This is a genomic window from Leisingera sp. ANG-S5 (genome assembly GCF_000813925.1).
In the GTDB taxonomy this organism is placed as follows: domain Bacteria; phylum Pseudomonadota; class Alphaproteobacteria; order Rhodobacterales; family Rhodobacteraceae; genus Leisingera.
Map to the genome: position 1 here is coordinate 1 of NZ_JWLH01000005.1, position 12826 is coordinate 12826.

Here is a 12826-nt window from a genome sequence, read left to right on the forward strand (position 1 = left end):
ATGTTGACGTGCGGTTTATTACGTTCAAACTTTTCCTTAGCCATTGCTTAGGCGCCCTTTTGAAATGAGGGGTCGCTTGCCGACCCGGTTTCCTCTGCGCCGGCGGATTATTTGGTTTGCCGGCAAAAATCAACCCGTTCCTGCTTGACAGGGGCGGTTTTCGCGCGCCTCAGCCAGCCGGTTGCGTCTCTGCCGCAGCCGCGTCTGCGCCGGCGCTGGATTCCGCCGCTGCACGCGGGGCAAACCAGCCTTCCGCCTCGTGCTGCTCGGCCATCCATTCCTCGACCTTGTCGGCGATATTTATGGCAAGGCCCTGGATCTGCTCCTGCTTGGTGCGGGCATGGCCGGAGCCCAGCACCGCGCTTTCGCCGGTGGTGCTTTCGAAGATCTGCATCTGGTGCTTCTTGGCGAGGAATTTCTTCTGCGCCACGTCATAGACAAAAACGTTCACCACCACCGCGCTTTTGGGGGAGAACAGCACCGGCACGCCGGGGGGGGCCAGCATGAAACCTTCGAGCGTCACCGCGACGTCGTACTGCTGGGCGCCGTCATAGCGGCGCAGGCGGGTGTTCAGCGCGTTTTCGATCGGCGCAGTCCATTCGCTGTGCTCGGCGTCGCGCGACAGCGGCCATTGCAGCGCTTTCTCGGTGTAGACATGGGTGACGCGGGCCTGGAAGGCGCCCAGATCCTCCGGCGCTTCGTTCAGCTGGGTTTCGCCGCAGGCGGCGAGCAGGGCCAAAGAGGCAAGCACGGAAAGTACGCGGATCATGGAAGTCCCCCAAGAGAAAGTCGGTCCTGCCCAGATAGCCGGGGGCGGCGGCCAGGGTAAAGAGGCGGAAACAGCAACCCCCGCGCGGGTGGCGCGGGGGGCACAGGCAGGCGGCAGGTTTCTGCTGCCCTACTTGAACTTGTAATTGCGCGGGAAGCCGTGCGGCGGGCGCTTGCCCACCCCGGCGCGCTTACCCAGCCACTGGGTGAGGTCGGCCTCGTGGCGGGTCTTGCCGCCGCCCATTTCCCAGCGCAGGCCGTCATCCCAGTTGAAGGTGGTGATGTCGCTGAGACCGCCGTCCAGTTCCAGCGAGCCCTGCTTGCCGCGGGCCATGTTGTACTTTTGCAGGCGCACGCCCTTACCGCGGGTCAGCTCGGGCATTTCCTCGACCGCGAAGACCAGGAACTTGCCGTTCTCGGAGACGATGGCGACGTGGTCGCCCTCCACCGGGATACAGATCTTGGCGCGGTCGTCGTCCTTGACGTTCAGCACCTGCTTGCCGCTGCGGGTCTGGGCGACGATTTCCTTTTCGGCGCAGATGAAGCCGTTGCCGGCATCCGAGGCGACCAGAAGGCGGCCTTCGGGGTTGTGGATCATCAGATCGACGATTTCTGCCTCGTTCGGGAGGTCAACCATCAAGCGCAGCGGTTCGCCCATGCCGCGGCCGCCGGGCAGGTTGGAGGCGGACAGGGTGTAGAATCGGCCGTTGGAACCGAACACCAGCAGGCGGTCGGTGGTTTCCGCGTGGAAGATGAAGCGGGGGCCGTCGCCGTCCTTGAACTTCAGCTCCCGGTTCAGGTCGATGTGGCCGGTCATCGCCCGAATCCAGCCCATCTGGGAGCAGACCACGGTGATCGGCTCGCGGTCGATCATTGCCTCCAGCGGCACGTCTTCCACTTCGCCAGCCTCGGCAAACAACGTGCGGCGGGCGCCGCCGGCGTAATCCTTGCCAAACTGCTTCTTGGTTTCTTTCAACTGCTCGGAGATGCGGGACCATTGCAGGTCTTCGGAGGCCAGCAGTTCGACCAGCCCGGCGCGTTCCTCGCGCAGGGCGTCGCGTTCGCGGACCAGCTCGATCTCTTCCAGCTTGCGCAAAGACCGCAGGCGCATGTTGAGGATCGCCTCGGCCTGCACCTCTGTCAGCTCGCCCGTGCCAGGGGCTGGAGACACATACTCGGCCTCGGTGAAGGCGCGGGGGTGGTCCTTGCTCCAATCCTCGCGGATCAGGGCGGCCTTGGGGTCCTCGTCATAGCGGATGATGTCGATCACCCGGTCGAGGTTCAGGAAGGCAATGATGAAGCCTTCGAGCACCTCCAGCCGGTGGTCGATCTTTTCCATCCGGTGGCGCGAGCGGCGCTGCAGCACGTCGCGGCGGTGGTCGAGGAAGGCGCGCAGCACCTCCTTCATCGAGCAGACCTTGGGGGTCACACCGTCGATCAGCACGTTCATGTTGAGGCTGAAGCGGATTTCCAGGTCCGAATTGCGGAACATCATGTTCATCAGAACCTCGGGGTCCACGTTCTTGGACTTGGGTTCCAGGATGATGCGGATGTCGTCCGCCGATTCGTCGCGCACATCGGCGAGGATCGGCACCTTCTTGGTCTGGATCAGCTCTGCGATCTTCTCGATCAGCTTGGATTTCTGGACCTGATAGGGGATTTCGGTGACGACGATCTGCCACTGGCCGCGGCCCAGGTCCTCGACCTCGTGCTTGCAGCGCAGGCGGAAGGAGCCGCGGCCGGTGCTGTAGGCCTTGGCTATGTTTTCCTTGGGCTCGACGATAATGCCGCCGGTGGGGAAGTCCGGGCCGGGTACATAATTCAGCAGGGTGTCGTCGCGCGCATCCGGCGTCTTGATCAGATGCAGGCAGGCGTCGATCAGCTCGGCAATGTTGTGGGGCGGAATATTGGTCGCCATGCCCACCGCGATGCCGGCTGCGCCGTTGGCCAGGATGTTCGGGAAGGTCGCGGGCAGCACGGCCGGTTCGGTCAGGCGGCCGTCGTAGTTGTCGCGGAAATCAACCGAATCCTCATTGAGGCCTTCCAGCATCGCCTCGGCCACGAAGGTCATCCGCGCCTCGGTGTAGCGCGAGGCCGCCGGGTTGTCGCCGTCGATGTTGCCGAAGTTGCCCTGGCCGTCGACCAGCGGGTAGCGGACGTTGAAGTCCTGCGCCAGGCGCGCCATCGCGTCATAGATCGCGGCGTCGCCGTGGGGGTGGAAGTCACCCATGGTGTCGCCGGAAATCTTGGCTGACTTCAGAAAGCCGCCGGTGGAGCTGAGGCGCAGGCGGTTCATCGCATAGAGGATGCGCCGGTGCACCGGCTTCAGCCCGTCACGCGCGTCGGGCAGCGCCCGGTGCATGATGGTGCTGAGCGCATAGGTCAGATAGCGCTCGCCAATGGCGCGGCGCAGCGGTTCCAGGATTTCACCCTGTTCGGGGGCAGACGGCATGTCGGGATCTTCTACCAGGTCGGTCATGCATCGGTGATACTGCCGCCGCCGGAATTGGTAAAGCGGGCGCGCGCGAAATTCGCAGGGTGCAGCGGCGCGCCCACGGGGTTCGGGGGAAGCTTGGGGGAGAATAAGCCGGACTCTCCCCTGTTTCCCCGCCGTTAACTTGCCCTAGATAGAAAGGAACCAGGCAGCCGCGCCGCGCGTTTCTTTTTCAAACCAATGCAATTCAGTGCAGCTGCCCGTGTGGTGGTACTAGGGGGACCGGTTATGTCGCGTTTTATTTTTGTGTCTTTCGCTTTTCTGGGCTGGGGCTTTTACGAACTCAGCGGGGGTGCAGATTTTGAGCCGCGCCAGGAGCGCTCTGAAGCGCTGGAAATTGCCAAGGCAGCATTTTCCGCACCGGATGAAACCCGGCAGGCCAACCGCAGCAGCCGGGCCGGCGAAGACGCCAAATCCCTGATCCGAAACGTGACTTTCCAGCCTGCAGGCAGCACGCAGGAGGCCGCCCGGCCCGCGCGCCCTGCAGCCGACCCGCAGCTGCGCTCGCGGGTGGCGCTGCGGCAGATCACCCAGGCACGCCTGGCCATCAGTGACAGCACAAACGTGTTTCCGGCAGTTGCAGACCAGGGCGCCCAACTGCAGCTGGCATCGCTGGAGGGCGGCATTTCCAGCATTCAGACAGCCGCTGCCGGAACTGAGGTTCAAAACGATGCGTCCGAACCTGCGGGCGCAGCCCTGGCCGAGCCGCAGCCTGAACCGGAGAAGGACATCCGCCGAATCAGAGCGTCGCGCGTGAACATGCGGCAGGGGCCGGGCACCAATTACCCGGTGATTGCGCGTCTGCTGGGCGGTGACGAGGTTGTCGTGTTCGAGGACAGCGGCACCGGCTGGCTGCACCTGCGCGCGCCCGGCAAGGGCAAGGTGGGCTGGATTGCCGCTTCCCTGGTGAGCAAGAAACGCCCATAACTGGTCCCGGAGACTTCCGGGCAGAGGGGCACTCTCTTGAAGAAAACGATTCTGATTACAGGCTGTTCCTCCGGGATCGGCCTGGATGCGGCCCGCGGCATGCGGGAGCGCGGCTGGCGGGTGTTTGCCTCCTGCCGGCAGCAGCGCGACTGCGACCGGATGCGCGCCGAAGGGTTTGAGAGCCCGCGCATTGATTACACCGACCCGGAAAGCATCACCGCCGGCCTGGGTGAAGTGCTGGAGGCCACCGGTGGCACCCTGGATGCGCTATTCAACAACGGTGCGCACGGGCTGCCGGGCGCAGTGGAGGATCTGCCGACCGAAGGCCTGCGTGCGATCTTCGAGGCCAACTTCTTTGGCTGGCATGAGCTGACCCGGCAGGTGATTCCGGTGATGCGCAAACAGGGGCACGGGCGGATCGTGCAGAACTCCTCGATCCTGGGGTTTGTGACCTTCCCCTGGCGCGGCGCCTATGTGGCGACGAAATACGCGCTGGAGGGGCTGACGGACACCTTGCGAATAGAGCTGAAGGGCACCGGCATCCACATGGTGCTGATCGAGCCGGGACCGGTGACGTCGAAGATCCGGGAAAAGTCGATCCCGCATTTCGAGCGGTTCATCGACTGGAAAGTGTCACCGTTGCGCGACCTGTATGAATCGCGGCTGCTGAAGCGGCTCTATGAGGGCAGCAATGGCCCGGACCGGTTCGAACTGCCGGCCTCCGCCGTCACCGCCAAGCTGGCGCATGCCTGCGAATCCCGCCGCCCGCATCCGCGCTATTACGTCACCACCCCAACCCATATCGCGGGCTTTCTGCGGCGCATCCTGCCGACCCGGGCAATTGACCGCATCCTTGTGCGGCTCGGATAGGGTCGCCATCTGCGCGCGCGCAGGCTAGATGGGAGCGACAGAATTGATGGGCCTTTGGGGGACAGGATGAGCGATCCGCTGTATTATCTGGGACTGGCAGCCGTGGCGGCCGTGGTTGTGGCGCTGGTCATTGGCATCGGCGGCTTTGGCAAGGGCGGGGAGTTCAACCGCCGCAATGCAAACAAGATGATGCGGCTGCGCATCCTGTTTCAATTCATTGCAGTGGTGATCCTGCTGGCCTACGTCTATCTGCGCAGCCAGGGAGGATAATCGGCGATGGTCGTTCTGAACAAGATTTACACCCGCACCGGCGACAAGGGCGAAACCGCGCTGGGAAACGGCGAGCGGGTCGCCAAACACTCGGCGCGGGTCAATGCCTATGGCACCTCGGACGAGCTGAACTCCTTTGTCGGCGTCGCGCGGCTGGAAGCCGACGGCGAGATGGATGCGGCGCTGGCGCGCATCCAGAATGACCTGTTCGATCTGGGCGCAGACCTGTGCCGTCCGGAGATGGAGAAAGATGCGGACGCCGAATACCCGCCGCTGCGGGTTGCCGTGGCGCAGGTCGAGCGGCTGGAAGCCGAGATCGACGTCATGAACAAGGATCTGGAGGCGCTGCGCAGCTTCATCCTGCCGGGCGGATCCAAGCTGGCGGCGCATCTGCATGTCTGCCGCACCGTGGCGCGGCGCGCCGAACGGCTGGCGACCGACCTCAGCACGGCTGAGGACGTGAACCCGGCGGCGGTGAAATACCTGAACCGCCTGTCGGATTGGTTTTTTGTTGCCGCCCGCACCGCCAACAACGGCGGCAAGGACGACGTGCTGTGGGTGCCCGGCGCCAACCGCTGAGGCGACCTGCCCCGGTTTGCCCGGTCTGATTCGCCCCTTGGCGCCGGATTTTTGCGAATCCGGCGCCAAACGCGTCATGCGGGACTCCCGCGCCCTGCCGTCGCGGCAGGCGGATTTCCCACCGGAAACATTCTTGCAAAAATGATGTTCCAAATGAGCAAACGCGACGTCGGCGTGCGCTAACGTGACGATTTTGCCCTGTTGCAGGCGCACACCAGCCGGTATCAACGCTGCGAGAGCATAGAGGGGGAGTCGCCCTGGGGCGGCTTGCCGTTTGTTAAGGAGAGAACGCAAAATGAAGGTACTCGTGCCTGTCAAACGCGTGATTGACTACAACGTGAAGGTCCGCGTCAAAGCGGACGGCAGCGGTGTCGATCTCGCCAACGTGAAAATGTCGATGAACCCCTTCGACGAAATCGCTGTCGAAGAAGCCATCCGCCTGAAAGAAGCCGGCAAGGCTGATGAGGTGGTTGCGGTTTCGATCGGCGTCAAGCAGGCTCAGGAAACCCTGCGCACCGCCCTGGCGATGGGTGCAGACCGCGCCATCCTGGTGGTTGCTGCCGACGACGTGCACACCGACATCGAGCCGCTGGCCGTTGCGAAAATCCTGGCCAAAGTGGTCGAGGAAGAGCAGCCGGGCGTCGTGCTCTGCGGCAAGCAGGCAATCGACAACGACATGAACGCAACCGGCCAGATGCTGTCGGCGCTGCTGGGCTGGTCCCAGGGCACCTTTGCATCCGAACTGGACATCGAAGGCGGCAACGCCAAGGTGACCCGTGAGGTCGACGGCGGCCTGCAGACCATCTCCGTGAAGATGCCCGCCATCATCACCGTGGACCTGCGCCTGAACGAGCCGCGCTATGCGTCGCTGCCGAACATCATGAAGGCGAAGAAAAAGCCGCTGGACGAGAAAACCGCCGCCGACTACGGCGTCGACGTCACCCCGCGTCTGGAAATCGTCAAGACCGAAGAGCCGCCGGCACGTGCCGCAGGCATCGTGGTCGGCTCTGTCGACGAGCTGGTTGAGAAACTCAAAGAAGCGGGGGCTGTGTAATGGCTGTTCTTCTCCTTGCTGAAGTGACCGACGGCGCGCTGGCGCTGGACGCGACCGCAAAAGCCGTTGCCGCTGCCTCCAAGCTGGGCGACGTGACCGTTCTGGCCGCTGGCGCCTCTGCTGCTGCGGCTGGCGAAGAAGCCGCCAAGATCGCAGGCGTTGCCAAGGTTCTGGTTGCAGAGGACGCATCCCTGGGCCACCGCCTGGCGGAGCCGACCGCGGCGCTGATCGCTGGCCTGGCGTCCGACTATGAGCACATCGTTGCTCCGGCCACCACCGACGCCAAGAATGTTCTGCCGCGCGTTGCAGCACTGCTGGACGTGATGGTGATCTCGGACGTCTCCGGCGTTGTCGACGGCAACACCTTCGAGCGCCCGATCTATGCCGGCAACGCGATCCAGACCGTGAAGTCCAGCGACGCCAAGAAAGTCGTCTCCTTCCGCACCGCGTCCTTTGACGCAGCTGGCGAAGGCGGTTCCGCTTCCGTGGAAACCATCTCCGCAGCGGCAAACCCGGGCCTGTCCGAGTGGGTTGAAGACAAGGTTGCCGCAAGCGACCGTCCGGAACTCACCTCGGCCGGCATCGTTGTCTCCGGCGGCCGCGGCGTTGGCTCCGAGGAAGACTTCAAACTGATCGAGAACCTGGCCGACAAGCTGGGCGCCGCTGTTGGCGCCTCCCGCGCGGCTGTCGACTCGGGCTATGCCCCGAACGACTGGCAGGTGGGTCAGACCGGCAAGGTTGTTGCACCGGACCTGTATGTCGCTGTCGGCATCTCCGGCGCCATTCAGCACCTGGCCGGCATGAAGGACTCCAAGGTCATCGTGGCGATCAACAAGGACGAAGAAGCACCGATCTTCCAGGTTGCGGACTTTGGCCTGGTTGCCGACCTGTTCGAAGCCGTCCCGGCCCTGACCGAAAAACTGGGCTGAGCCCAGCTGGACAGCTGACCAATAGGAAGGCCCGCCAATTGGCGGGCCTTTTTCCGTTCTGATGGTAAGGGGGATTTGACGCTCAGGCGCGCAGCAGCGGCTCCAGGTCGCCGGCCAGCGCCTCTGCGATTTTCATGTGTTCCTTGGGGCCGATCATATGGCGGGCAGCCGGCAGCTCCATCGGGCCGAAGATCATGCCGGAAATATCCTGCGCCGCGGCAGCGGAGGCAGCCTTGATTTCGAGGATGCCCTGCACCTTGGGGCGCAGCGCCTCAGCCATGGCGCGGTCGACCAGCACCGGCTCCTCCGGGAAGCCGGCCTCGGCGTCGAGCGCATAGCGCAGCCACAACAGCAGGACACGGCCGTCCAGTTCATCGACCAGCCTGGTCATCCGGTCGATCCAGCTGCGCTGCAGCTGTTCGCGGACCTGCTCAAACCGCTGCGCGGAGATCTCTCGCAGGGAGCACAACAGGTGCTTGTTGAAGTGGAACTCGGTGAAGTCGACCTCAGGATACAGGGTCTTGAGCGCTGGCTGGGCGGCAAGGAAGCGGTCGTTGCGGCGCGGATGCACCCGGTAATAGGGGTTGGAGATATTCTGCGCGCCCAGCATCTGCACCACGGTCAGCCGGGCGTTGCGGGCAACGCCGATCAGGCTGTCGTCATGCGCGAAACTGTCCAGCCCCGCGTTCACGCTGCCCAGGTTGACGCAATCCATGCCCAGCCGGGCCTGCAGCGAGTCGACAAAGGGAAATTCAACGAATCGCCCATAGACTTCGGTTCCGCCAAGGAAAGCGACATAAGGGTCATCCAGGGACCGTCGCGGCCCCCGCACCAGCAGTCTGGATTGACCATATCTGACTGGTTCCCCCGCAAGCGCCCCCGCGCTTTTGAGTTCATAGCTCATACTACCACCAAATTTTTCACCCGAGACTCACCCTGGCGGGCAACCATTGCAATTTCCCTAAAGTGAGAATTTGCCTCAAATCCGGGTCAGCTGCCCTTGTGCCTGCCCGCGCCCGGCCAGTATGGTTGCCGCAGCTATTTCAGGAGCCTGAGGCATGGAAATTCAGAAGGTTGGAGTGATCGGCGCGGGTCAGATGGGCAATGGCATTGCCCATGTCATGGCGCTGGCCGGATACGAGGTCGTGCTGAATGACGTCAGCCAGCAGGCGCTGGACGGCGCGCTGAGCCTGATCCACAAGAACATGGAGCGCCAGGCCAGCAAGGGGAAGATTTCGGAAGACGATGTGAAGGCCGCATTGGCGCGCATCGTGCCGTCGCTGAAGCTGGCCGACGTGGGTGCAACCGATCTGGTGATCGAGGCGGCGACCGAGCGGGAAACCGTGAAGCAGGCCATTTTTGAAGACCTGCAGCCGCATCTGCAGCCGCATACGATCCTGACCTCCAACACCTCGTCGATCTCGATCACCCGGCTGGCCAGCCGCACCGACCGGCCCGAACGCTTCATGGGGTTCCATTTCATGAACCCGGTGCCGGTGATGCAGCTGGTGGAGCTGATCCGCGGCATTGCCACCGACGAGCCGACTTTCAAGGCCTGCCAGGACGTGGTGGCACGGCTGGGCAAAACCTCTGCCAGCGCCGAGGATTTCCCGGCCTTCATCGTCAACCGCATCCTGATGCCGATGATCAACGAGGCGGTCTATACGCTCTATGAGGGCGTGGGATCGGTGAAGTCGATCGACGAGTCGATGAAGCTGGGCGCCAACCATCCGATGGGGCCGCTGGAGCTGGCGGATTTCATCGGGCTGGACACTTGCCTCGCGATCATGAACGTGCTGCACGACGGGCTGGCGGACACCAAATACCGTCCCTGCCCGCTGCTGACCAAATACGTCGAGGCCGGCTGGCTGGGCCGCAAGACCCAGCGCGGGTTCTATGACTACCGCGGGGAAACCCCGGTGCCGACCCGGTAACAGACGGCACAAACAAAGAAGCGCCCCGCGGGGCGCTTTTTCGTTTCCGGCAAGATGGAGAGCGCAGGCTCAGCCCTGCTTGCCGAGGTTCAGCGTGTGCTCGCGCAGCCAGGCCATGAAGCCGCGCGGATCGGTTTGCAGCTGTTCCATCTGCTCATCGGTCAGCGGTTTGCCGACCACCGGCGCCTGCGGCTTGTTGCAGGAACGGACGATCTCATGCAGCAAGAGGCCCTGGCGCAGGATCGGGGAGATTTGGCAGGCGATCTGGTACCAGCGCGAGTTCGAGCCGGGATAAAAGATTGGCACCACCCGGGCCCCGGAGCGGCGGATCAGCTGGGCAGTAAAGACGTTCCATTCACGTTCAACCGCGGGGCCGAACCAGCTGTCGGACGACATCACAACGCCGGAGGGGAACAGTGCCACGGCCCCGCCCTCCTTGAGAAAGGCCATGGTTTTGGCCCGCATGTCGACCATCTTGCGCTGCGCTTCGGGGTCATGCGGGAAGGGCACCGGGATCATGAAGGAGGTTGCGGCCTCGTCCAGGCCGGTCAGCACCGAGCGGGTCAGGATACGGTAGTCGAGGCGGCGGCGGCCGATCAGGTCGGCAAAGATCATGCCGTCGACCATGCCGTGCGGATGGTTGGCGACAATCACCACCGGGCCGTCGGCGGGGATGTTATCGATCTGCTCCTGCGGGGTCTGCAGGTCGATGCCCATGGTGTTGAGCGCACCGCGCCAGAACTTCTGGCCGCGGTATTCAGCGTTGTTCTTCTCGAACTTGTTGACCATGCGCAGGATCGTCAGCTTGCCGGTCAGCCATTCGATGGTCTTGATCGCAAGCGAGGTCCAGCGGTCGTCAAAGGAGTTGGCATAGGTCAGCGTGCGGCGGTCATAGACCTCGCCCGTTGTCTGCTCAGCGGTGTCCGGCGCGATGCCGGTATTCCTGTCTTGTGCGGTATCCGCCAATGTGCCTTTTCCCGTCCCGTCGCCGGCGCGGGCCTAGTAGCCCTCGCCGAACTTGTCGGCCACCAGAGCCTCCAGCGCATGCGCCAGCGCGTCAGCATCAGGCCCCGAAGTCTCGACGTCAATAGTCGTTCCTTTCGAGGCTGCCAACATCAAAAGCCCCATAATACTGTCGCCTGAGGCCGACATTCCGTCCTTCAGCACCTCTGCCGTGGCGTCAAACGCTTCGACCACCTCCACCAGCTTGGCAGAGGCGCGGGCGTGCAGCCCCTTTTCGTTGATGATTTTCAGCGTCTTCAGAGCCATTTAATGTGCCTGCTCCCCGTCAGGGTTTACGTTCTGGGCGTTGATATACTTGCGCCCGGCCTCCATTGCCTGCCGCACTGCATCGGCAACCGGCAGGTGGCGGGATTTTGCCAGTTTGATCAGCATCGGCAGGTTGGCGCCATAAAGAATGCGGCGGTCCGCGGGCGCGCAGGCCTTGAGGCTGAGGTTGGAGGGCGAACCGCCGAAGAGGTCCACCACCACAACCACGCCGCCGCCGCTGTCGACCTTATCGGCTGCAGCGGCGATTTCCTTCTGCTTGGCACTGCGGTCGTCTTCAGGGCCGATGCCAATGGCCACAAGGCTGGGCTGCGGACCCACAACGTGTTCCACTGCGGCAAGGTATTCCTTTGCCAGTCCGCCATGCGCTACGATCACAATCCCGATCAACCCGGCCTCTCACTTCTTTTGCTGGCCTTGCAGCTCGCGGTGTCTAATTGACACTTGCAAGCCGTCCTCCGCAAGGGCCTTGGCCAGGGTTTCCGCCATTGTCACCGATCTGTGCTGGCCGCCGGTGCAGCCGAAGGCGATGGAAAAATGCGATTTCCCCTCATCCCGGTAGGCTGGCAGCAGCAGCCGGGTCAGGTCCAGCACCCGGTCAAAGAACGGCTGGAACCGGTCGTCGGCACGGACATAGTCCTGCACCGCCGGATCCTGGCCGTTCAGCGCACGCAGGCCCGGGTCCCAATAGGGGTTGGCCAGGAAGCGGCAGTCGAACACCATGTCGATCCCGTGCGGCATGCCGCGCTTGTAGGAGAAGCTTTGCACCGACAGCGCCAGGGTGCGGCCGCCGGGGGCGAACCAGCGCTCGATCTCCGCCTTCAGCTGGTGGACGTTCATGCCCGAGGTTTCCAGCAAGATGTCGGCCCGGTCGCGGATCGGTCCCATCAGGTCCAGCTCGCGGCGCACGCCCTCGCCCGGGGATTCTGCCGGTGCCAGCGGGTGGCGGCGGCGGGTTTCCGAGTAGCGGCGCAACAGCACATCGGGCTGGGCGTCGAGGTAGAGCACGGTCAAGTCCAGCTCGCGGCGGCCCGACAGCATGTCGATCACATCCAGCAGCGCGCGCGGCGAGAAGTCCCGGTTGCGGCTGTCCAGCCCCAGCGCCATCGGGCGCGGCGCTGCGGCGGCATCAAACAGACCGGGCAGCAGGCGCAGCGGCAGGTTGTCAATTGCCTCGAAGCCAAGATCCTCCAGCACGTTGATCGCGGTGGTCCGGCCCGCGCCGGAGGGGCCGGTGACCAGAACCGCCGGGACTGCCTGTTTTTTCTGTTCAGGCATCCGGGTCCAGCGCCCCGCATCTGAGGTATTGCATCAGGGCCGGGGCGAAATGGGCGCCGTCCACGCGTTTGACCCGGACAATCTCCTGCCCCAAGAGCTGGGTGGTGTGGCGCACCGGCAGGCGTTCGGTCTCTGCCTCGTCGAGATCGACCAGCGCCGTCACCGGCACCGGGCTGCGGATCTGCGCCTGCAGAAGGCCCATATAACGCGCCTCGATCAAACCGCGGATCGGTTCCGGCGCGCTGGCGACCAGTTCCCCGTGCAAAAGCTGCACCAGCACCCGGTCGTCAGCCACCAGCTGGGCGCCGAAGGCCATCAGCTGCAGCGCCAGCGCGGATTTTCCCTGGCCGGAGGTGCCGGTGATCAAAAGCCCCTGCCCCTCCAGCGCGACGCAGGAGGCATGCAGGATGAGGCTTTGTGTTTCAGACATGGGCTT

General features: G+C 63.8%; 15 protein-coding genes. 7 read left to right on the forward strand and 8 right to left on the reverse strand.

The window, feature by feature from the left end; all coding sequences use genetic code 11:
- Positions 1–169 precede the first annotated feature (169 nt).
- Complete coding sequence (locus RA25_RS08230; protein WP_019296569.1) at positions 170–769, reverse strand: hypothetical protein; 600 nt, start codon at positions 767–769, stop codon at positions 170–172.
- A 129-nt stretch (positions 770–898) separates the two neighbouring features.
- Positions 899–3247: a DNA topoisomerase IV subunit A gene (locus RA25_RS08235; RefSeq protein ID WP_039171463.1), complete on the reverse strand. Its 2349-nt coding sequence runs from the start codon at positions 3245–3247 to the stop codon at positions 899–901.
- Between the two features lie 243 nt (positions 3248–3490).
- Here RA25_RS08235 and RA25_RS08240 point away from each other — a divergent pair, with 243 nt between their 5' ends.
- The 6 genes from RA25_RS08240 to RA25_RS08265 all read left to right on the forward strand — a co-directional run bounded on the left by RA25_RS08240 (position 3491) and on the right by RA25_RS08265 (position 7891).
- Entirely contained in the window at positions 3491–4189 is a 699-nt protein-coding gene (locus tag RA25_RS08240) for an SH3 domain-containing protein (RefSeq protein ID WP_019296571.1), read from the forward strand.
- 36 nt (positions 4190–4225) lie between these two features.
- The gene (locus tag RA25_RS08245; RefSeq protein WP_039171466.1) at positions 4226–5059 is read left to right on the forward strand and encodes an SDR family NAD(P)-dependent oxidoreductase; all 834 of its coding nucleotides are present in this window, start codon (positions 4226–4228) and stop codon (positions 5057–5059) included.
- A 66-nt stretch (positions 5060–5125) separates the two neighbouring features.
- Positions 5126–5329 (forward strand): twin transmembrane helix small protein, encoded by a 204-nt coding sequence (locus RA25_RS08250; RefSeq protein WP_019296573.1) that lies wholly within the window; start codon positions 5126–5128, stop codon positions 5327–5329.
- Between the two features lie 6 nt (positions 5330–5335).
- Positions 5336–5908 (forward strand): cob(I)yrinic acid a,c-diamide adenosyltransferase, encoded by a 573-nt coding sequence (locus RA25_RS08255; protein WP_039171468.1) that lies wholly within the window; start codon positions 5336–5338, stop codon positions 5906–5908.
- A 295-nt stretch (positions 5909–6203) separates the two neighbouring features.
- On the forward strand, positions 6204–6962 hold the full coding sequence (locus RA25_RS08260) for an electron transfer flavoprotein subunit beta/FixA family protein (RefSeq protein WP_019296575.1): 759 nt from the start codon (positions 6204–6206) through the stop codon (positions 6960–6962).
- Positions 6962–7891 (forward strand): electron transfer flavoprotein subunit alpha/FixB family protein, encoded by a 930-nt coding sequence (locus RA25_RS08265; RefSeq protein ID WP_019296576.1) that lies wholly within the window; start codon positions 6962–6964, stop codon positions 7889–7891. The genes RA25_RS08260 and RA25_RS08265 overlap by 1 nt, the downstream gene beginning before the upstream one ends.
- Positions 7892–7973: 82 nt before the next feature.
- Here the strand turns inward: RA25_RS08265 and RA25_RS08270 are convergent, their stop codons facing one another.
- Entirely contained in the window at positions 7974–8795 is an 822-nt protein-coding gene (locus RA25_RS08270) for a DUF6473 family protein (protein ID WP_039171470.1), read from the reverse strand.
- Positions 8796–8949: 154 nt separating this feature from the next.
- On the opposite strand from RA25_RS08270, the gene RA25_RS08275 reads away from it, so the two are divergent.
- On the forward strand, positions 8950–9825 hold the full coding sequence (locus tag RA25_RS08275) for a 3-hydroxybutyryl-CoA dehydrogenase (RefSeq protein WP_019296578.1): 876 nt from the start codon (positions 8950–8952) through the stop codon (positions 9823–9825).
- 69 nt (positions 9826–9894) lie between these two features.
- On the opposite strand, the gene RA25_RS08280 is transcribed toward RA25_RS08275, so the two are convergent.
- The 5 genes from RA25_RS08280 to RA25_RS08300 are packed head-to-tail and all read right to left on the reverse strand — an operon-like array spanning position 9895 to position 12820.
- Entirely contained in the window at positions 9895–10791 is an 897-nt protein-coding gene (locus RA25_RS08280; protein ID WP_039147096.1) for a lysophospholipid acyltransferase family protein, read from the reverse strand.
- Between the two features lie 33 nt (positions 10792–10824).
- Positions 10825–11094 (reverse strand): HPr family phosphocarrier protein, encoded by a 270-nt coding sequence (locus tag RA25_RS08285; protein WP_019296580.1) that lies wholly within the window; start codon positions 11092–11094, stop codon positions 10825–10827.
- A complete protein-coding gene (locus RA25_RS08290; protein WP_019296581.1) occupies positions 11095–11502 on the reverse strand; it encodes a PTS sugar transporter subunit IIA in 408 nt (135 codons plus the stop codon). It abuts the gene before it with no gap.
- Positions 11503–11511: 9 nt separating this feature from the next.
- Entirely contained in the window at positions 11512–12390 is an 879-nt protein-coding gene (gene rapZ, locus RA25_RS08295) for an RNase adapter RapZ (protein WP_019296582.1), read from the reverse strand.
- Complete coding sequence (locus RA25_RS08300; protein ID WP_019296583.1) at positions 12383–12820, reverse strand: HPr kinase/phosphorylase; 438 nt, start codon at positions 12818–12820, stop codon at positions 12383–12385. The genes rapZ and RA25_RS08300 overlap by 8 nt, the downstream gene beginning before the upstream one ends.
- Between the last annotated feature and the right edge of the window lie 6 nt (positions 12821–12826).